This window comes from Sphingobacterium yanglingense (assembly GCF_004363245.1).
Classification (GTDB): domain Bacteria; phylum Bacteroidota; class Bacteroidia; order Sphingobacteriales; family Sphingobacteriaceae; genus Sphingobacterium; species Sphingobacterium yanglingense.
In genome coordinates this window covers 540,146-560,305 of the sequence record NZ_SNYV01000011.1, presented here as the reverse complement: position 1 = coordinate 560,305, position 20,160 = coordinate 540,146, and the positions used below count along the sequence as shown (strand labels likewise).

General features: G+C 40.6%; 15 protein-coding genes. 2 read left to right on the top strand and 13 right to left on the bottom strand.

Annotated elements, in window-relative coordinates; genetic code table 11:
* The first annotated feature begins 32 nt into the window (after nucleotides 1–32).
* Nucleotides 33–533 (top strand): 3'-5' exonuclease, encoded by a 501-nt coding sequence (locus tag CLV99_RS23355; RefSeq protein WP_394347251.1) that lies wholly within the window; start codon nucleotides 33–35, stop codon nucleotides 531–533.
* 141 nt (nucleotides 534–674) lie between these two features.
* Here the strand turns inward: CLV99_RS23355 and CLV99_RS04495 are convergent, their stop codons facing one another.
* The 7 genes from CLV99_RS04495 to CLV99_RS04465 form a co-directional block, all read right to left on the bottom strand.
* The gene (locus CLV99_RS04495; protein WP_133583289.1) at nucleotides 675–1,916 is read right to left on the bottom strand and encodes a hypothetical protein; all 1,242 of its coding nucleotides are present in this window, start codon (nucleotides 1,914–1,916) and stop codon (nucleotides 675–677) included.
* A 5-nt stretch (nucleotides 1,917–1,921) separates the two neighbouring features.
* Complete coding sequence (locus CLV99_RS04490; protein ID WP_133583288.1) at nucleotides 1,922–2,125, bottom strand: hypothetical protein; 204 nt, start codon at nucleotides 2,123–2,125, stop codon at nucleotides 1,922–1,924.
* Nucleotides 2,126–2,129: 4 nt separating this feature from the next.
* Nucleotides 2,130–3,494, bottom strand: coding sequence for a RagB/SusD family nutrient uptake outer membrane protein (locus tag CLV99_RS04485; RefSeq protein ID WP_133583287.1), 1,365 nt, complete (start codon nucleotides 3,492–3,494; stop codon nucleotides 2,130–2,132).
* Between the two features lie 2 nt (nucleotides 3,495–3,496).
* Entirely contained in the window at nucleotides 3,497–6,871 is a 3,375-nt protein-coding gene (locus CLV99_RS04480; RefSeq protein ID WP_211348412.1) for a SusC/RagA family TonB-linked outer membrane protein, read from the bottom strand.
* Nucleotides 6,858–9,122, bottom strand: coding sequence for a S9 family peptidase (locus CLV99_RS04475; RefSeq protein WP_133583286.1), 2,265 nt, complete (start codon nucleotides 9,120–9,122; stop codon nucleotides 6,858–6,860). The genes CLV99_RS04480 and CLV99_RS04475 overlap by 14 nt, the downstream gene beginning before the upstream one ends.
* Nucleotides 9,109–10,656 (bottom strand): S8 family serine peptidase, encoded by a 1,548-nt coding sequence (locus CLV99_RS04470; RefSeq protein WP_133583285.1) that lies wholly within the window; start codon nucleotides 10,654–10,656, stop codon nucleotides 9,109–9,111. Before CLV99_RS04470 ends, CLV99_RS04475 begins: the two co-directional genes overlap by 14 nt.
* Before the next feature lie 301 nt (nucleotides 10,657–10,957).
* On the bottom strand, nucleotides 10,958–11,161 hold the full coding sequence (locus tag CLV99_RS04465; protein ID WP_133583284.1) for a Sec-independent protein translocase subunit TatA/TatB: 204 nt from the start codon (nucleotides 11,159–11,161) through the stop codon (nucleotides 10,958–10,960).
* A 211-nt stretch (nucleotides 11,162–11,372) separates the two neighbouring features.
* Here CLV99_RS04465 and CLV99_RS04460 point away from each other — a divergent pair, with 211 nt between their 5' ends.
* A complete protein-coding gene (locus CLV99_RS04460; RefSeq protein ID WP_133583283.1) occupies nucleotides 11,373–12,449 on the top strand; it encodes a baeRF3 domain-containing protein in 1,077 nt (358 codons plus the stop codon).
* Between the two features lie 96 nt (nucleotides 12,450–12,545).
* Here CLV99_RS04460 and CLV99_RS04455 read toward each other — a convergent pair whose 3' ends face one another.
* From CLV99_RS04455 to CLV99_RS04430, 6 genes are all read right to left on the bottom strand, one after another.
* Entirely contained in the window at nucleotides 12,546–13,868 is a 1,323-nt protein-coding gene (locus CLV99_RS04455) for a PepSY-associated TM helix domain-containing protein (RefSeq protein WP_133583282.1), read from the bottom strand.
* 95 nt (nucleotides 13,869–13,963) lie between these two features.
* A complete protein-coding gene (locus CLV99_RS04450) occupies nucleotides 13,964–15,181 on the bottom strand; it encodes a hypothetical protein (protein ID WP_133583281.1) in 1,218 nt (405 codons plus the stop codon).
* A gap of 19 nt (nucleotides 15,182–15,200) precedes the next feature.
* Nucleotides 15,201–17,630 (bottom strand): TonB-dependent receptor, encoded by a 2,430-nt coding sequence (locus CLV99_RS04445; protein WP_133583280.1) that lies wholly within the window; start codon nucleotides 17,628–17,630, stop codon nucleotides 15,201–15,203.
* 9 nt (nucleotides 17,631–17,639) lie between these two features.
* Nucleotides 17,640–18,251 (bottom strand): hypothetical protein, encoded by a 612-nt coding sequence (locus tag CLV99_RS04440; RefSeq protein ID WP_133583279.1) that lies wholly within the window; start codon nucleotides 18,249–18,251, stop codon nucleotides 17,640–17,642.
* 80 nt (nucleotides 18,252–18,331) lie between these two features.
* Nucleotides 18,332–18,868, bottom strand: coding sequence for an RNA polymerase sigma factor (locus CLV99_RS04435; protein ID WP_133583278.1), 537 nt, complete (start codon nucleotides 18,866–18,868; stop codon nucleotides 18,332–18,334).
* Between the two features lie 161 nt (nucleotides 18,869–19,029).
* A complete protein-coding gene (locus CLV99_RS04430) occupies nucleotides 19,030–20,154 on the bottom strand; it encodes a clostripain-related cysteine peptidase (RefSeq protein WP_133583277.1) in 1,125 nt (374 codons plus the stop codon).
* Nucleotides 20,155–20,160: the final 6 nt, after the last annotated feature.

Genomic DNA, 20,160 nt, shown 5'->3' with positions numbered 1-20,160 from the left:
TATTAGTCCATACGATTTTGCGAGATATCCAGGTGGATAGTCATGGCAATACCGTTCGTAACAATCAACTGCAATTGAAGGAGCGTATCGATTTCTATACGGTGCATAATTCTAAGGGTTTAGAGTTTGACGTGGTAATTTTGGTGAATTGTGAGACAGGGAAGTATGGTTTTCCTGCTGGATTGAGCGACGATAGCATTCTGAAACTACTGCTCACCGGGGAAGATGAGTATGCTAATGGTGAAGAACGTCGAGCGTTCTATGTTGCAATGACACGGGCTAAGGAACGAATTTATTTTTTAGCAGATAAGAATAGACAATCTAATTTCCTTCGGGAATTGTATACCGATTATGTGGGAACTCCCCTTTCCCAAGCTCATTGTCCGCATTGTGACGGCGAACTACGTTTCATAAAGGATATATCTGGTAGAACTGGAGTTTCCAAAATGTTTGGTTGTGCTAATTACAAATATGGTTGTGATTATACGACCTTCAAGCAAGAGCGTGCAAATAGCCAGAAAGAGTTGAGTTAATAGTCTTAGGCATTACGGGGATATATAAGGCGGCTCGGGAGCCAAAGATGGTATAAGCCTGATTTTGTAACGGACATTAAAAAAGCGGAGCCCCAATAGAGACTCCGCTTTTTTAAGCTATTTTTAGAACAAAATCGTATTTTACTTTATACGTTCAAAACGATAACGAATTGGGTAGTCTGCCATAATAGGATTTGATCCCCAATCTTTTACCATTTCGTAGGTATTCTGTAAAAAGTCTACTGGTTCGAAATCACCTATCGTTACCTCAAGGTATTCTTTCCCATTTATTGTAGTAATACGAAATCCTATCTGAGCGTTACGTACCACCTCTTTAGTAGCAGAGAATGTTACATTCGCCTTGCCCTCTGTCATCATCACATTTACCCTAGGAGGAGGGAATCCAGGAGCTTCTATCAACATCTGAATTACATCTGCTTTTTTCACCAATTCGGTATCCCTAAAATAATTTTTCATATTACCAGAAAGAGATACAGACAACTCATTGTGATCAAATGTAAGTACGTCAGCCGCTGAATTATTTACTGGTAGTTTGGACGGATCATCAGCCCATGATGTATTTAGATCTAAATAGTCATAAGTAGTGAAAGCTACATATTTCCAAGACCCAGTTAATCGCTCAAATGTCGTCGAAACGAGACTGACCTCGGTCTCATCATAGTTACCTGGATAAAATCCCTTAGGCAGATTCTTCAATCGTAAGACAATCTTATTCTTCCCTGCTTCTTCTTTTAACAGTTTAATCTTCATCGTTCCCTTGCTTCTTCTTTGAGGAACAGTAATTTTACTTCCTTCTGAGAAGCTAAAATGTAGTCCTTCTTTAGCAGTAGACCTCTTTGTATCGACTTCTACCTCCAGTGTCATAGGCATTTCATTCGAAAATGTACCGATCACAGTGCTTAGTGTAACTGCTATCTCTCCTGTTTCACTCACTTCATATTTGTTTTGGTCGAATGTATAGATAACAGCTTCTCCTAGGTTCAGACCAATCTTAGCTTTAGATAATGCCAAGGTGCCAAAATCCACAGGGAGTAACAAAATATCTAAGGTAGCCTCCTGAGGAACTTCTTTCAAAAACTTAATTTTCACATATGCTGCTGTCGTATTCGTAAAAGAGAATGTTTTATTTACTAATTCATAATCGATTCCTTCTTTTAGATCTCCAGCTATTACAAAACGAACGTCTCCATTTACGGGGCTGTTGGCTAAAACAGTAAGCGTTGTTTCATTATTTCGATCTATGCCATATGACTCTTGAGTAAGACCAATTACGGTCATCAGCTTATAATCATCCTTTTTGATACAAGATATTGCGATAAAGGACAATAAAATCATAAAAATAATTCTAATATTATTTCTCATGCTATTTATTCTGTTGTAAGTGCTCCATACTCTAAACGTTCCTTTTCTACTAGGCTACGCTCATCTTCCGTTAAGACAGTAGGTTTGGGTAAATTATAGTCTCGGATAATTCCTGTCTCTACTCTTGGCGACACTTCGTCTAGCTTTTTACAAGACGTGATCGCTAAAAGGATAAGTATCGTACTGATTAATGTATATATAAGTTTCATCGTATTACAATTTGTAGCCTTCATTTTGTACTAAACCTGATACAACTTCCATGTCAACTCTCGGCAAAGGAAAGGTATACATGTATTTATATGTTGTATATTTAAGACCATTATCTGCCGACCAAAACTCAGGTCGTCCGTTACGCTTCAATTCAAAAAAGCGGTCTCCCTCGGCATACAGTTCTTTTCGTCTTTCGTTAAGGATCAAGTTTATCAATTTTGAAACGGGCTTTCCTTCTGCATCTACAGTTATCAAAGACTTTGCGTCTACTGCTGGTAAAGTAGCTGTTGTCAAGTCTACATTATCCTCGATTCGGTGCGCTCGTAGCTTATTGATTGCTTGTAACGCAAGATCTTCCTTTCCTAAATGTGCATAGGATTCAGCCAATATCAATTGAAATTCGGCTGAGCGCACTTTACCATTAAATACCTTGTTGTTAATCCTTTTTTTATCGAATGATAATTCATATCGAACATCTTTTTCCTTTTCCACAAAAAGATCCGCAAACGACTTACTTAAAGGTCTTTGTGTGCTAGCCTCTTGTTCTTTGATGTTCTCTTGATCATTTGCCCCCGCATAGAGGTAGGATTTCAATAGTACGTTTTTCAACTTCGTGTGCTTACTCTGTATCATATCAATGTACTCTTTTCCCTTTACTAATGGATATTTGTCTACAATATCTTTGGCCAAAACTGAGGCCTTTTCCCAATCTCTTATCCAAAAATAAAATCGAGCTTGATATGCTTTGGTGACATCGGCTGTATAACGATAAATCTCGTCCTTGACACCATAAGTTAGTGCTTTCTCAAACTCATCTGCGATGAAAGCTACAGTCTGTCCATAGCTAGATCGTGCAGGACGTTCCTCCATATCAAAGTCTCTAACAATAGGTAGCCCCTGTTTGTCATCTGTTGTATACGGTTCGCAATATTCTCTCAATAGATAGTAATAAGCCACTGCTCTTAACGAATGTGCTGTACCCAAGACATTTCTATCTTTTTGCCCAGTGACAGATTTCATATTGTTGATAATAATATTAGCGTCACGGATTACCTCGTACAAGTTTTCATATCGTCTTTGCTTCCCGTTTAATGAAGATCCGATATACTTCGGTAAGTTACGACCACCTGACAAGGTCAACGGTAAAGAAAAGTTATCTGTAATGACCTCAATATCCAACAATGCACCCACGTTTTCCAGTAAGGCATGGTTTCCACCGTAATCAATTTCGTTAAGATGCGTATGCAACAATGCAGAAAACTCTTCTGATGTTTCAGGAACAGCTTTGCCGTATGTTTTTACATCAAGGTACTTGGTACAACTGCCTAGCCCCAATGTTATAAAAGCTATAATAAAAATCTTTTTCATGATTAAAACCCAATATTTAAACCAAACGAGAATGAGCGAGTCAATGGATACACAGCTCCAGGTGTCTCTGGATCTATTCCGTCATAGTTTGTAATCGTAAATAAGTTACTGGCCGAGAAATTTAATCCCGCGCTGCTAAGCTTTATTTTTTTCAATAAAGCCTCTTTGAAATTATAACCAACATGCACCGACCCGAAACGGACATAAGACACGTTCTTCAGCATAGATGCTTTTGTGATGCTACTACCTGTAGGATTAGTCTGGTCTAAACCTAGTGCAGGTCCATAATAATCGATAAGGCGCGGGTATCCATCTGTTATCGGATTATCCTCTGTCCATACGTTAGCTCTATCGCGAGTGACATTCAATTGATGTACATACAAGTCATTATAACTCGTTGGGATGCTTTCTCGCGTACCTGATCCTTTATTTTCTATACTACTGTAATTCGTTGGTGTATTAATTTCGTCTACGATTTTGTTGCCGAAGCTAAAGTTACCCCCTAAGCCAAGAGACCAGTCTTTATACTGCACACTCGTACTAAAACCACCAGTCACCGGAGCTGTGCTCGTACCTAAGTAGAAGACGTAATTATTAGGGTCACGTAAATCATTAAATGACATAACCATAGCATCAGGGCGCAATGCATAACGATAGATACCTGTTCCTGGATCTATTCCTAGGATCTTGCCCGACAAAATACTATTCAATGGATATCCAATCTGTTCACTAGAAGTTCCACTAATTGTACCTGATGCAGTACTATACTTTGTTAGCCTGTTTTGGTTGTATGCTACGTTCGTAGATATAGTCCAGGTAAGATCTTCTTTCTTTATTATCGTGCCGCCAAGAGTTAGCTCCAATCCCGAATTCTCTACAGAAGAGGTGTTGAATTTCTGTGATCTAAAACCTGTTGTAGATGCCACTCTTAGATCCGTAACCAAATCTCTGCTATTTCTTTGATAGTATTCGACCAAACCTGTAATACGGTTTTTGAAAAGTCCGAAATCTAAAGCGATCTTATAATCTTGTGTTTTTTCCCAGCGAAGGTTACGGTTAGGAGCATTACCTATCCGCCCCATTCTATAGTAATCATCTTCTGATTTACGGAAAGTTGGCAGGTAGTCCATGATCAACTGTGGGTATACCGTACGGTTGATGTTTCCTGTATAACCTGTTGCTGCTTTTAGACTTAGTCTACTGAATACAGAAGAAAGAGACTCAAAGAAATCTTCCTGATCGATATTCCAGGCTAAACCTGCGGACCAAGTCGGGTTGAATTGTTGGTCGGAGCCAAAGTTGTTTGACCCATCGGTACGTCCTGTTACACTTAACGTATATTTACGATCATAGCTATAATCTGCCGAAACATAAAACGAAGCAAATGCATCTTCCTGGCGGTTTTGTCCAGATAGGCCGTCTACCATTGCTGCATAGGAGATGTAGCCATTATAATCCACCTTGTCGTTCCCTATTGGTGCAGGTGGTACAGGCATTGATGAATTACCAGTTACCTCATCGTAGCCATAGCGCTTTGCGAAAATAGATTTGGCACGTTGTGAACGGATTTCTGTACCTGCTAAAGCAGATATATAGTGTTTGCCTTTTAAGAAATTGCCAACTTCAAATTGTCCTCTTAGCATATAACTCGAGTTATTGGATGAAGTCTGTGTTATAGAGCCGTATTGACGCTTCGACGGATAGGAATCAAAATAAAGACGATCACTGAATGCTGCTCCCGTGTAACGACCGTTGATATTATCTGATTGGTTGTTCGTATACGAATATGAAGCAATTCCAGAAAAACGCAATAAGTCTATGATTTTATACCCTACATTAGCCGTAATAGTTCCAGAGTAGTTATCTGTTTTTCCGTACGTTTCGTCAATTTCCCTTAAGATATTATAGCCATTAGGAGGTGTTTTAAGCTCAAACCCACCGCCATTATTTTCTTTTAGACTATAGAAAGTTCTGTCTCCGCGGTATGACCCATCTGTATTGTAAGCTCGCTCGTAAGGATTTGCAAAATAAGCGTATTTGAATAGATCTTGCCCTACCGAAGGCTCTTTGGAGGTCTGAGCAGCAAGATCTGTATTTAGGCCAATAGACAAGCGATCATTTGGTGTGATATCAATCTTTGCCGATAGATTATAGCGATCGTGTGAAGTCTTCTTTACCAAACCATTATTTGTGCCATAACCTGTGGATATGTAATACCTGTTTCGTTCATTACCGCCAGACATACTTAAGTAATGGCTTTGTGATAACGAGTTCTGAAAAAGCTCGTCAAACCAGTTGGTTGTGTGCGAGGCTGCTTCTTCCAATATCTCGTCTTGCTGAGATCTAGATAACCCTTTGTATTCTCCTTTACCTGCTCGAACCGCACCTACCAAACCGATTACTGGATACTGTCCGTTCTTTTCAAATTCAGTTTTCGAGAAACGTCTCCATAGCTCTTCTTCCCAAGCAATTTTCTCTTCCGAATTCATCAGATCCATCATGCGTTGTGGACGGGCATTCGCCGAGAAGTAGTTCGAGTAGCTCGTCTGCATCCGTCCCGCTTTACCGCGTTTGGTTGTCACAACGATAACCCCTCCCGCTGCACGCGAACCGTAGATTGCTGCCGCCGAAGCATCTTTCAATACCGTAACACTCTCGATGTCGTTGGCATTGATGCCAGCAAGCCCCCCGGAGAAAATAGTGTTAAAATCACCGTTTTTAATCTGTGATGAGGAAATGGTTGGGATATCCTTTTGCAAAGGTACGCCGTCTACCACCCATAGCGGTTCCGCATTTCCTGTAATGGTGTTGGCGCCACGTATACGTACCTGTGCACTTTCTCCAGGTCGTCCCGAAACCGATTTTATGCTAACCCCGGCTACCTTACCCTGTAATAATTTGTCGACATTGAATAAGGGTTGATCTTTCAGTTTGTCGCCATCTACAACAGCCACGGAGCCTGTAGTCCGTCTAGTTGTAGTTTGCCCATATCCTGTTACGACGACCTCCCCGATATTGATATCGTAAGATTGTAATCTAACTTTAAGCGTTTTCTCAGAAGCGACAGTAACTTCTACAGGTACCATGGTGACAAATGATACACGTAGCTTAGTTCCTTTCGCTACTGTTACGTTAAAGTTTCCTTCCGTATCAGCAACTAATTGCTGATTGCTACCAAGCACCGTAATGGTTGCTCCAGGTATTGCATTGTCGTATTCATCTACGACTTTTCCTTTCACAGTGATCTGTTGTTTCTGTACAACCGCACTGTTTTCTTGAGCATAAGTAATTCCAGTTCCGATCTGAGCGACCGATCCCCACAGCAGCAGAGCCATAAGTTTACTAGGATAGCCCCTTTTTTGGCTACTCTCCTTCATTCTTTGTAGTTAAATGGTTTTTAAAGTAATTATGAATCAAATTTTGATAGTAAGCATCTCCTAAACCGTGATCTTTCCCCGGGAGCACCATCATATCAAAATATTTATTAGCTTTTATTAATGCGTCAGCTAGTCTAAAAGTGTTGGCAGGATGTACGTTAATATCTACATCACCAGTTATTAAAAGTAGTTTTCCTTCTAGGTTTGCAGCCAGCTCTACAGCTGTCGGTATATACGCCTTCTTACCGTCAGGACTCAGTCCATGATAGGTCTCGCCCCACCATTGTGTGTATATATTAGGGTCATAGTTTCCAGATGCAGCTACAGCTACTTTATAGAATTTGGGGTAGGTTAAGATAGCGGTAGCAGACATAAATCCTCCTCCGGAATGTCCGAATATCCCGACTTTATCAAGATCCATATAAGGCCTGTCTTTAGCCAAAGACTCCAAAGTGATTTTATTATCTGCTAATGCATAGTCACGCATATTTCCGTAGCTATAGCTATGGAATTTTAATCCTCTGTATGGAGAAGAACCACGTGAAGGTAATTGCACGATGACATACCCCAAATCAGCAAAGCTTTGATGATAGTTGTCATCAACAATAAAACTATGCGGCACAAAATCGTCTTGTGGACCTGGGTAGACTGATGCTATTACTGGATATTTCTTAGTCGGATCGAAGTTTCGAGGTGTATATATCAAGCCGTACAACTCTGTCTCAGCATCAGCTGCCAATACCTTAACCTGCTCTGGCGCTTTCCATCCTGTACCAAGCAGTTTGCTCATATCCGCTTCACCTATATTCATAACCAATCTCCCTGACGTATCTCTGAGCTCATATCCGCCCGCTTTACCTATAGAAGAATACTGATTTAAAAAGTAACGTTTGTTGTCCGATAGCGTAATGCTATGTTGCACACCAGGTGTTTTCGTAAGCAACTTCCCGGTTTCGCTATTCAAATTCGCTCTGAGATATTGCTTTAGATAAGGGTTGTTGTTTTTCTCAAAACCATATACATCTATAAATAATGCATTCGATGCCGTATCTAGGTAGTGTATTCCCCCCGCAACATAATCGCCGGCAGGACCTACCCTATTCAACAACTTTCCAGAAAGGTCGTATCGATAATATTTACCATATCCCGTCCGTTCAGACCAGAAAAGGATATCCTTTGTTTTATCCAATATATGGACGCTAAATAGTTGCTCATTCAAATGAGGTGTCGTTTTGTCCTTAATCAGCACTTCTACTTTTGCAGAAGAAAAATTCAAACGACACAATTCGATGATATCGTTACGTCTATTTCTACGCAAAAAATAAACTCCTTCGCTGTCAGCTCCAAGACGCGGCGCAAAAAGGTAAGTTCTTCCATTTACCAACTGTCCGGGCAATATCACTCGTTGGTCTTTCTCCGTTACAATATCTACCGTGGTCTTCTTTAGTGTTTTTGAATTCCAGATTTCTATCGCGAACTTGGAGGTTTCGGCATCTCCAGGCATGGGGAATTTATATGTCTTGGTTACTGGAGCAGGTTGTTGAAGGCTGTTTATAACACTCATTTCATTCACCATTCGTTTATCTTCACGCCAAGAAACGATGTAATCACCTGCCCAGATAGCATTCGTGTTTCCTTGCTTACTTGTGTCTTGAGCCCCTAAAGATGAAGTATTAAAGGAGAAATCCGCTACTCCATCATCTGTTAGACGGACAGCCGCCGTTCCTTCACTCCGCTGTAGATATAATTGATTGCCTTTGGCAAAAATGTACATCGAGTTGTCCGCGTTGAATTTTTGCCAATAAGGAGCTGCAGTTTTACGTGAGTTTGATAAAGATGGGGCATTCTTTTTAGGAGTTTCAAACTTGTTTAGCGCTTTCTTCTTCCAGTCATAGAGGTAATCCGTTCCTTTATAACTAAACTTGACCGTATTCTTTCTATTGAAGGGTTCTGCCCGATACAATTTCCAGTTTTTTAGGTCAGTAACACCACTTTTCTCCAGTGCCGATTTTACATCCCCTTCACTAAACAGTAATTCCGGACTCTTTTGCGCTACATTTCCTCTATAAAAAGAAGTACCATTGGGGGTTTCCCAACGGTAGTAAAAAGTGTTTTCATACCAATCTAGATTTAAGCTCGAGTTCAGTACGAGAGAGCCGGCAGATTCATATCGGAATGGTGAAGGTGGCTCTTGAGCCCAAGCTTGGCTCAAGATAGCCAAGCTTGTGAAAAGAATGCTATTTTTCCACATACTCTTTTGCAATTTTAAGTGCGTCCAATAGATTAGCTACACCTGGTACAATAGCTTGTTCTGCCAGTTCCTGCGTGCTGTTGTGTTGTGCTGATAGTTTTATGATTTCAGCAACTTCGTATGCTTTTAGTTTGGGATACGCTCCCCATACGACTGCTCCTATTCCTGAGACAATAGGCGCTGAAAAAGAGGTGCCACTTGCAGTGTTATATTCATTACCTGTCATCGTTGAAGTAACTTTATCGCCAGGTGCAAACACGTGTACCTTCTCACTGCCGAAATTAGAGAACTTAGCACGGCTTCCTGTTGGAGTGGACGCACCAACGATAAGATAAGAGTCCTGTTTTTTGTTCGTGATGGCTGGGCCTTGAGGATATTTTGCCACCACATTAAGGTCTTTTGCATCATTTCCAGCGGCCTGTACAACGAGTACGTTTTTCTTTAAGGCATAGTGAAGCGCATCAGTTACCCATTTTGAATCCGGTGAAAAGTACTTTCCAAAACTCATGTTGATAATATTCGCTCCATGATCCACAGCAAAACGGATTGCCAGGGCAACATCTTTATCAAACTCGTCACCATCAGGTACTGCGCGAATCCCCATAAGAAGGGCATTATCAGCAATTCCATCTACTCCTATACCATTATTGCGAGCTGCGGCGATAAGTCCAGCTACAAATGTGCCATGATAACTGTTTGAATCAACCAGTTGGTTGTTTCCATAGTACTTATCTTTGATATTCCTTTGATTATCACCTATACTGTCTCTAGGATTTGAAGTGTTGTTTAAGCTTTCAATGCGTTTTATAGCAGTGAAGTATTCATTCTTTTGATAGTCATAAATAAGTCCCCAAGAGGTTGTATCAGCAAATTTATAACTGGATCGTACAGCGGCATCTATATATTGCTGTTTTAGCGTATCCGCATTTTTTAAGTTTGCAACTTCTTTCAATGGAATAGAATTGTGGTTTGTAGATGACAATGCTAACAGAGAATCGGTAAGCTGGTACGCCTCATAGGTTAATTTGATATAAGGAAAGAAATTAAGATATCCTTGAACTTTTGAATCTGCTTTTACAGACAGGAAGTACTCAAATTCTTTAATATCTTCAGCTTTAGTGAAGTTATCCCGCTTTTTGCCTTCATATTTAGGACGAAGTCGTTTGTATTCCCTAAAAGACTCTGTGCCAACCTTGGTAATCAAAGCACCGTCTTTTGTCCCTAGATAGTTCCATCCATGATTTGCATTGGGATAATGTTTCGTGTTGGCTTTAGGGTTTTGCCACAACCTCGCTTTTAGGTCTTCGTGGTTTATGTCTAAGTCGCCATCGATTACTGCGACAACGATAGGTTTCAGCTTGATATTCTCATGTTTAAGCCAACTGTAAGCATCGGCAGTAGATACTCCCCATGCCTGATTGGCATTTTTGTTATCATGATGCCAAGTTTTGGAAGGAGTTGTTGTTTGTGACCAGCCTATCTGTAAGGAAAAAACAGACACAAGTACGCAGGTCAAATTGCGAATTGCATTCATTATATGGTGCGATTGGGTTAAAAATTGGAGCTAAGCTAAGCAATTAAAAAACCAAAACATGCATAAACGTGCGTGTTTTGGTTCAAAAAAATAAGCACTATAACGTATTAGGTTGTTTGTCAAACTAATAGTGCTTTTTGATGGTTAGAATGTTACACTTAATAGATGTAAAATATGTAAATGATTGCTTTTTAATCGTATATCGATAAACAACAAATAGAAGTAAAAGTCAACTATGTTTGTTTATTACACCTAAAAAGATGCTTATATAAGCTAGTGAAATTAATTTGTAGTCGTTGAGTTAGTCTGCCTTTTCTTGCGTATCCACTTGTTTTTTTATTTCCTCTTTGACGCCATCCTGCGCACTTTTGAACTCTCTGATACCCTGTCCGAGGCCCCGTGCCAATTCTGGTAATTTCTTTCCACCAAACAAAAATAAGGCAACTACTAGTATCAGCATGACCTCGCTTCCACCCAAATTAAATACACCGCATAAAAATCCCATATCTTTCTTATTTTAATTATTTTAGGTTAAATATAGGTTGCCTAGTTCTAACTTCGGTTCGTATTAAAAAAATCTAATGCTATCTAAGAATTGGATTAGAAATCCAATTCCGAAATTCCATCACCTTACCTCGTATACCGCGGCAGCACAAAACAATTTTGAATCTACACTGTTCCTTATATATATACTATTTACCATTAATTTTTTACCTATGGCATTACAACAACAGCTCAACGAGCTAGCTGAGCAACAGTCTAAAATTTCCGTAACCCTATCTTTTAATACCCATCGGACTCATCCTGATAGTGCTCAGGATACCATTGTATTAAAGAATCTCGTTAGCGAAGCAAAGGAGTCCGTATTACAGCATTTTGAAAAACGGGAGGCACAGCCGGTTTTGGATAAACTAGATGAATTAGCCAGCCTTATCGATGTACGTTATAACTTAGATAGTTTACATGTTTTTATCAGTAAGGAGACTTTATCCATTGTGCGTTCACCTTGGTCTGTGGAAAAGAATAGTGTGACCGTAGGCGAGCGATTCGCTATAGCTCCACTATTGAAAATGGCCAATAGGAATTTTGAATACTATGTATTAGTGCTATCGGAGCATGGCGCTCAGGTTTTTGACGTTGTGGAAGACAAAGTTGTCAACGAGGTGAAGAACGATGAATTTCCCTTCGACAATCCCCTATTTATTCCCGAAGCAGTGCGCAGGAGCGATGCGCGCACAGTAGACAATCATGTTCGAGAATATTTCAATCATGTAGATAAAGGAGCCGTAAAGCTGTACAATGAAACTGGGACTCCTTTTTTAGTAATTAGCCTCGAAGAAAACTATACCACATTACAACAGGTCGCGGACAAAAAGCAAATCTACTTAGGTCATAGCCCTATAGATTATAATGATCTATCAGCACATGAGTTGGCCAAGCAGGCATGGTCCAAGGTTGCTGAAATACAACATCAGGAACGTGCTCATGCTATAGAGCACCTAATGGCGGGAGTATCTCAGGGTCGTGTGCTTACTGACTTACAGGAGATATATCGGGCAGCTTTGGATGGCAATGGCGAGCTTCTAATTGTTCATCAGGACTTTCAGCAAGCTGCTAAGAAGGTGGGCGAACGGGATATCGAGTTGATTGACAAACAAGATGGCTCACCGCTTGACTATGATATCGTCAGCGCTATTGCCTGGAATGTGCGGTCCAAGAATGGACGTGTAGTATTTACGCAACAAAATCAATTGAAGGATCTCGGTGACATCGCTTTACTCACGAGGTACTAGATTGAGTAGATACAATATAGAAAGGTCGAATCCTGATGATTCGACCTTTTTAATAACTTACCTATGTGCTAGATCAAACCATAGGTGTGTACCGGACTAACTTCTAGGTACATTTCGTAATCGAGGCGCGACTGCCTTTGTCTCTGTAACAGAGATATTCGCCCTATTCCGGTAGGTTCCTCCTCTCCTAACGCTTTTTTTCTTCTTCCCCCATTTCCGATTATACCAGATTACGAATCCAGTAATGGGTAGCGAGCCTGCTATTATCGTCACAAAGAAGGCCAGAATCTTAGTCGGTAGCCCCCATATCGAACCGACATGTATATCATAGTTGGGACGCCTGAACTTTTCCCCTCCACTTAGTTCGTAAAAATCCTTGTTAAAAAGAGAAATGCTATTGGGTAAAAACTCAGCAGTATAACGGTCAAAAGAGTAATAGCGATTATTATATTGTCTATCCATGTCATTACGGATATAGACCTGGATTGTTGCATCAGCTTTAGCAGTATCCGGATAGGTTATGTTTAGATAGAAAGGGTTTTTATATTGCTTCAGTATCCCATCTATCTGTTTATCAAATGCATTTCCGAAATCACTTAAAGCATACATTTTACTGCTGTCAGACTGTACAGATACACGTTCGGGCAGGGTCTGACCCCAGTTAGTCGACCAATACAGTGCTTTGTTGAACCAGGTTATACCATAATACATACCGGTAATGGCCAGTAACAAAACAAGCAGTAATGAGTAGAAGCCAAATACGTTATGTAGATCCAGGTTTAGCCGCTTCCACCCAGCTTTCCACTTCACCTTGAAACTTTTATCCCGGGTTGACTTTGTCCATTTTTTCGGATACCACCATACCAACCCAGTAAATAGGGTGATACTGAATATCAGTGTCGCGTAGTTGACAATAGGACGACCGATATCACGCGATAACCACAAGAAACGGTGTCCTTTCAATGCCCAGCCAAAAAACTTCTCTAGTCGTTCCCTTCGTAGCCCCTCTACAGAATTGTCCTCGGTTTTGAGGCCGAGATAAGCCCCTGTGTAAGGGTGTAGCAAGTGCACTTGAGAAATGGCTTTCTGACTCGTGTCACCGCTATTGGTTCTGATGGTAAAAGATACCGGAGCATCCCGGGTATAGGTAATCCCCCGTACGAAATCCCGAGGATATAAAGAGTCTGCAATTGATACAATCTGTGACGGAGATAATAATGATTCATGACGTGCCATCACATACTGCTTTTCCTTCTTGGGAATTACTAATGCGGTAATTTCTTCATGAAATACCCATAGACAGGCGGTAAAGCATACCACGACTACGATTGCACCCGAAATCAAGCCTAACCATAGATGTAGAAAGTTATTTATCGAACGGAAACTCAATACTTTCTTTTTTTTCGCTGGTACAGACATGTTATAATAATAGGTTGATTTTTATGGAATTATTGAAGATAAGCCGCGCGCCATAAATGCACGCAGCTTAAAGCATTAGAAAGTAAAATGTTTTTTTACCTAAGTTTATTAACGTGATACACTGTGTTCACACCTGGATCGATCTGCGCACCACGTTTTACGGTGTTGGTTTCTGGATTATATTCAAACACATACCACTTAGATTCATCCGTTTTGAACACATCATATAATTTGCCGTTCTCCATAAAGTTCATGGTAGTACGTGATTCGCCACCTCCAATCAATATTCGTAAATCGGCGATAACCTTTTTGTTGGCAGGATCCAACACGTAGGGGCTGATGTATGCTTTTCCTGCACCTAGCTTCTGTATTAAAGAAGAGGAGTTCTTAAATACATTATAATCTTTTAAGTCAAAGAAATAATTCGGGTCAAATGAAGTCTCTCCGTTTTTGATACGTAATAAGCCGTAGCTTGAAGAGTTGGTGCGTCTTGTCATCACATACAAGTCATTGTTGTCATCTAGAAAAGTGGTTTTGTTGATTTCCCAATGACCAGCTGTAAAGCCACCCCTAGGGTCTTTTATGATTTTACCATTGGCAAGACTTGGATAGTCACATACATAGACATAGGCGGTGTCGATAATATCGAGTTTCGTGATATGACTTCTGTATTTATGTCCCACGAATAGCTTGTCCCCTCTTACCGTCATACTCGTAGGTACAATGTAAGGGTCATCATTCTCGCCATTTGCTTGTTTTGGCGTGTACTTAATCATAGGTATCTCTACATTCAACGTCTTGTTTATAGACATATCCCTCGTATTCATGTAGTATATAGGCTGCTCGAGTACATTTTTTTCCTTGTTTGTTGTCCCTGCTGTCTTAGTCAGTACCAATTCTTCTGCAGTACTGATATTATCCAATACTTTTCCCATAAAGAATGGGTTTGCAAAAGACAATGAGTTTGTTTCTTTCCATTGCGAACCATTGATTACTTCAAACTGACTAAAACGCTTACCGTCATTTGATAAATAGAACTTACCATGATGATTGTATGCATATATAGCATAAAAAGCTGCTGGCATATGTGATGTAATATCTATACCTTTATTGTCTTTTGGAGAAAGCAAAGTGTCTTTCATCAAGCTACTTGTAGTTAATATATAACTTCCTTTTTCAGTAGTTGCCCATACGCTATACAGGCTTCCCATTTGGTCTATCGGGTCTGGGTCGGTTGTATTTGGAGAGTCCTTACAAGCCGTAAAAAAAGCGGTAGCCGCGAGGCAGGTTGCTAATAAATGTTTGATATTCATATATACTTATAATTTAATGTTACATTAATGAGAGCCTTAGTTTGAGATAGAATGCTCTACCCGGCTTTTGCAATCTGAAATTATCATACGCTCTTTCATCCGTTAGATTACGTCCTTCAAAAGAGATATTATATTTGTTTCGGCTCCAAGAGTAGCTCAATACAGCAGAGTGTATAGTTTGGGATGGAATATGGTCTTTAGAAGCCAGTGATCCAAGATGAGCTTCGCTAAGGTAGAACCAATGGGTATATTGCCCCAGATAAGAGAGCTGTACGCGGCTTCCTTTTTGAAACCAATCATTTTGCATTAAGCTCACATCCATACTCCCATAGGTCCACGGTCTGTTCGGAACTTGATAGCCATAGCTCAAGCTCACCTGTTGGTTGGTATCATCGGTATACTTTTTATTATCAAGGGCCTTGTCGTATGAACCATTGACAGTCACTGCGAGCAGGTCTTTATAGCCATATTTCACTTCTGCCGCAAAACCATATAGTTTTACACCAGGAATATTATAGTATTGAAAGTAATCACTTCCATCTTTTCCCACCACTCGCGTATTGATATAATCGGCGGCCAGCCTATAGAATCCTGTCACATCAATATTTAAGAAATTGTTTTCATTCAAGAATGTATTATAGTAGAAACCCGTGTTTACATTATCGCTGCGCTCTGGCTTTAAGTCCCAGTTTCCCATATAATTCTGGCCATCTCCAAAGAGCTGTTCCATACTAGGGAGGTTATAGGCTCTTTCGTACGATAGTTTCCACCCGCCATCAGTTGTAATACGATAGCGTGATGCTACACTTATGCTATAGAAATTCCAGTTCTTTTTATAGTGTGTGATATCTCCCGATACTGCTCCTTGTCCCGTGGGTTTGCGTTCATCGATATCTTTTGTTGCTGCTAGACCATAGTACTTTAATGCCAACACATTAGAGAGACGCTTGTCAAACCATTGGTTTTGCCAGGAGAGCCCTAGTATATGACGCCCTAGATTGGATGGTAATCCAGAGTGATCGTATCCTTTGATCATATCGAACTCTTTCTGGCGATTACTGTTGTAATTATAGTTTAGATTAATACTTTGTTTACGCTCTGCATCAAAATCATAGTTTAGATTCACGCGAGCCAGGTAATTATCTAATTTATACTTGATATGGCTCTTTTCGTTTGGCTTAGAATCACCAAAGCGAGAAGTCCATTTGCCCGACCAATCATAGTTATAGGAAGCCGTATCTTGCACATGTCGCGTGTCAAAACTATAACTGGTATAGATATCCGCATATAATCTGTTGACTAAGAAGTCACTTTTCTTATAGCTTATTGTAGGCATCAGATAGTTACTTTCGACCCATTGTCCGCCATTTACGGAGTTGATAGATGCACCTAATTGGTTTGCTTTGTTGTTTTGCGAATAAGTCAGTCCTACGTAAAACTGGTCCGCCCAGGATTTGTCCCTTACCCCTACTTCCAGTTGTCCCATCGCCGATTTATAACGGTCATTAAATCGCCTTGCTTTTGCTATAGAATCGGGCTTTCCATTAATTGTATTTTCGAGCTGGATATTATATTTCTCTTGGGAATACATCATATAGTCATTGTCTGAGTAATTATAGAACGCATTAAGACGGGCCGAAATCTTGCTTTTGGGATCTGTAAAAGTCCCTACCAAAGCCGATTGGTGCGTATTGAATGAACCAAAAGTATAACTGAAGTCTAGAAATGGCCTCGCCCTTCGTTTGGTGATAATGTTTACAGCGCCTCCCAAGGCATCAGATCCCAAAAATGCAGGCACTACCCCTTTGTATACCTCCACCCGATCGACTATGTTGACCGGGATATTATTTAGGCTCATTGAAGAACCGAAGTTGTCCATGGGTATTCCATCGATGAATATCTTGGCCGCTAGCCCATTGATCCGGAATACAAAGTTGGACCCCAGGCCACCATCTTCCCGTATGGTCACGCCGGTTGCTCTTTTTAATACCTGCGTTACATTTGCTGCTTCATTGGCATGGCGATTCAGGTCGATGATACTCACATCAAAACCAGATCTTCTAATTTCGTGAATATGGCGCTCATTCTCACTCTGGCCTATGACTGAAACCTCTTGAATCGCTTGTCTGTCTTCTTTCAATTGCACATCTAAGATGACATGTTTTGTACCTGCGGCTACAGGCTTTCTTTCCTTGACATAGCCTATCGCTCTCACGGTGATGAAAGAAGGCTTATCGGTCGGATAGTTTTCCAGTTTGTAATAGCCATCGTAATCTGTCTGTGTAGCGTTGTTGCTGTCTTCTAACGTAATAGTGGCATTGGCTACAGCTTGCCCAAAGTTGTCTTTAATATATCCGGAGACAGTTCGGCTTTGTTTCTCTTGAGCGGTGGCACTGAGGCTGATTAATCCCAATACAAAAAGTAGAACAAAAATAATTTTGGATTTCATGGAAGAATACTATAAATAGTTTGTTGTAGGTTTAGGGAGTTCTGAGTTTAAATAGGTCGCGATTTTATTGGCCAATGGCGCATCTGGCATCATCATTACCTGCTCAGGGGACAAGACGAGTATTGGGTCTCCAAGGACTCCAGGGTCTTCTAAATGTACTGCGAGGTAGGTCTCCTGTTTGTTCAATGTATATACACGATTGCTTTTGGTCGTCAATTGAATAGGGGTGTCACTTAAATTCGAGACCTTATAAAAACAACTACGCTGATTACCTAAATCTACGTCCTGAGACATTTCAATTCGTTCGATATGCACGGTATTGGACTGCAAGTCTGTTGTGAAAAATAGGCAGTTTGCCCGGGATAGGGTCATGAATAATAATACAGAGGCTGCTACTGCATAACGTGTCCATTGTACAATCTTTCTTCTCGCAGACTCACGACAACTGATTTCTTCCTCGATGTTGAACCAGATGCGTTCTTTTAGATCAATGCTTTGAGGTTCTGTAGCAGATATTTCTGAACTGTCTATTTCCGTAGGTTCCAGCCAGTGCTCCACTTGTATCCGTTCTTCTTCAGAACAGGTATTCTCTAGGTATCGCTTTAATAAATCTTGATCCATATCTTTCGCCATTTAGTAGATAGTGTGCGAAAGGTTGCTATTGTCCCGATTTATTTTTAAAATATTTTTTTGCTGTTGTATTACTTATACCCCGCTGTTTTGAGTTTTTCGCGGATTGCTCCGATGGTTATTGAGAGCTTATTTCGAATTGTTTTTTCAGAAAGATCAAAGTGTGTAGCGATGGACTGATTATCTAAGCCATCCTGAAAACGCATGCGAAACATCTCCTGGCATTTTTGGGTGAAGGGGCCAAGTAGTCGCTCTATCGTTCGTTCCAATTCCTGATACAGAATATTGTCGTCCGTTCTTAGGTCTGATTTCTTACTATCTACCGTCAGTTGCTCGCTATCGGTATAGCGCTGTCTTTTCTTCAATTGATTTAGACATACATACTTTACCGACCGAATCAGGTACCCTTCTATGTGTTGGATTTGGATTTCCGTCCGGCGTTCCCATAGACTTACAAATACCTGTTGCACGACATCTTCTGCTCCCTGTTCATCTTCTAAAATACGTTTTGCATAGCTGTAGACTTTACTCCAATACGTATCGTAGATCATACGAAACGTATCGCGGTTGATTTCCGATACTCCATTATCTAAGTTAGCCGTTGACATAATGCCGTCAAAAGTAAATACTATTTAGACTAAATACAAACTATTTATCTAAAAAGCATTGACAGATGAACTTAATACAATGTCTTGTGCTACTTAACTTGTTAGTTGGTTTGTCGTTACACTTTCCTCAGCAATGGTGGCGAGGAAAGTGTGTAGTGGTATTATTCCCAGAACATACGATAGAACTCGGCATCGCGGGACCATTCCAATGTTTCATAGAATGGACGAAGTTGATATTCTAGCTTGACGGGAATATAACAGGATAATCCTGAAAATGCGACGATCGGTGTGCCTAAAAAGTGTGATGTATTGGCTTTAAATACTACAGCCTCAGTCACAGCCTTCTTCAATGCACTTAACTCAGTGCCTGGAAAGTTTTGTTCCAACATATCGACAAAATCAAAAGCGGGAGTAATCGAAGCAGGATCCATATCCAGACGCTGTATCTTTCTTCTATCTATCCTGGGGATAAATGAGCTATTCTTGGATAGCAAGTTTCGGGTTTCTTGCGCGACTTTCGCCAACGGCCCAGTAGCTACCAATGAGAATGAAGCCGATTTTTCCAGCCCCGTTTTAGTTTCGTAATAAGCGACATAGGCTTTAGCCACAGCACTAAGACCTCGTTTTACATCTTTGTTAAATAGGTGTGGACTGATTTGATGGTACGGCATCCCTACACTCAACACCTCAGTCGGGGAAGCTAGAATATAAGGGGTCACATTACGCAACTCGTAGAGTACCTCTACCGAAGCCATAGAACAGGCGTCAAAAATCAAAAAGTCTAATTCCGTTGGGAGTGCAGTCTTCAATACCTGCACATCCATACTTTTGAAATTGTCGTCACCAAAGGAACGTGTCTTGGGTTTTCCGTAGGCATCAGCTGGAGCCCAGTTCGTTGCATGGGACCAAAGGATGGCACCGTAAGAGTCAGCTTGCGCGAGGGATTTCATATCCTCAAAGACCATTTTCATTACTGCTGGATCCGATGAGTTATGTTCATTATAGGTCTTCAACACTTTGCTACGGATCTCCGGCCCATTGTCTTGCACGACCTCATAGAGTTTGGGAGTCTGTCCAAAAATACGTGCATAGACGACCAATTTTCCATCAATACCTTTAAAGCTCTCCTCCATCTGGTTCAGATTCGTATAGGCATCCGATGCTAGGTTATTGTTTGCCGCCATATATACCATCACCGTACGTGAGGAATTGGGACGGCTTTCATCCTTAGCACAGCTCCAGAAGAGCAAAGCAATTAAAAAATAGAAGTTCTGAAAAGTCCGCATGAATAA

What these genes read in the sequence shown, in the direction of transcription:
- CLV99_RS04495 (WP_133583289.1), bottom strand. Translation starts at nt 1,916, where the DNA reads ATGAGAAATAATATTAGAATTATTTTTATGATTTTATTGTCCTTTATC.
- CLV99_RS04490 (WP_133583288.1), bottom strand. Translation starts at nt 2,125, where the DNA reads ATGAAACTTATATATACATTAATCAGTACGATACTTATCCTTTTAGCG.
- CLV99_RS04485 (WP_133583287.1), bottom strand. Translation starts at nt 3,494, where the DNA reads ATGAAAAAGATTTTTATTATAGCTTTTATAACATTGGGGCTAGGCAGT.
- CLV99_RS04480 (WP_211348412.1), bottom strand. Translation starts at nt 6,871, where the DNA reads ATGAAGGAGAGTAGCCAAAAAAGGGGCTATCCTAGTAAACTTATGGCT.
- CLV99_RS04475 (WP_133583286.1), bottom strand. Translation starts at nt 9,122, where the DNA reads ATGTGGAAAAATAGCATTCTTTTCACAAGCTTGGCTATCTTGAGCCAA.
- CLV99_RS04470 (WP_133583285.1), bottom strand. Translation starts at nt 10,656, where the DNA reads ATGAATGCAATTCGCAATTTGACCTGCGTACTTGTGTCTGTTTTTTCC.
- CLV99_RS04465 (WP_133583284.1), bottom strand. Translation starts at nt 11,161, where the DNA reads ATGGGATTTTTATGCGGTGTATTTAATTTGGGTGGAAGCGAGGTCATG.
- CLV99_RS04460 (WP_133583283.1), top strand. Translation starts at nt 11,373, where the DNA reads ATGGCATTACAACAACAGCTCAACGAGCTAGCTGAGCAACAGTCTAAA.
- CLV99_RS04455 (WP_133583282.1), bottom strand. Translation starts at nt 13,868, where the DNA reads ATGTCTGTACCAGCGAAAAAAAAGAAAGTATTGAGTTTCCGTTCGATA.
- CLV99_RS04450 (WP_133583281.1), bottom strand. Translation starts at nt 15,181, where the DNA reads ATGAATATCAAACATTTATTAGCAACCTGCCTCGCGGCTACCGCTTTT.
- CLV99_RS04445 (WP_133583280.1), bottom strand. Translation starts at nt 17,630, where the DNA reads ATGAAATCCAAAATTATTTTTGTTCTACTTTTTGTATTGGGATTAATC.
- CLV99_RS04440 (WP_133583279.1), bottom strand. Translation starts at nt 18,251, where the DNA reads ATGGATCAAGATTTATTAAAGCGATACCTAGAGAATACCTGTTCTGAA.
- CLV99_RS04435 (WP_133583278.1), bottom strand. Translation starts at nt 18,868, where the DNA reads ATGTCAACGGCTAACTTAGATAATGGAGTATCGGAAATCAACCGCGAT.
- CLV99_RS04430 (WP_133583277.1), bottom strand. Translation starts at nt 20,154, where the DNA reads ATGCGGACTTTTCAGAACTTCTATTTTTTAATTGCTTTGCTCTTCTGG.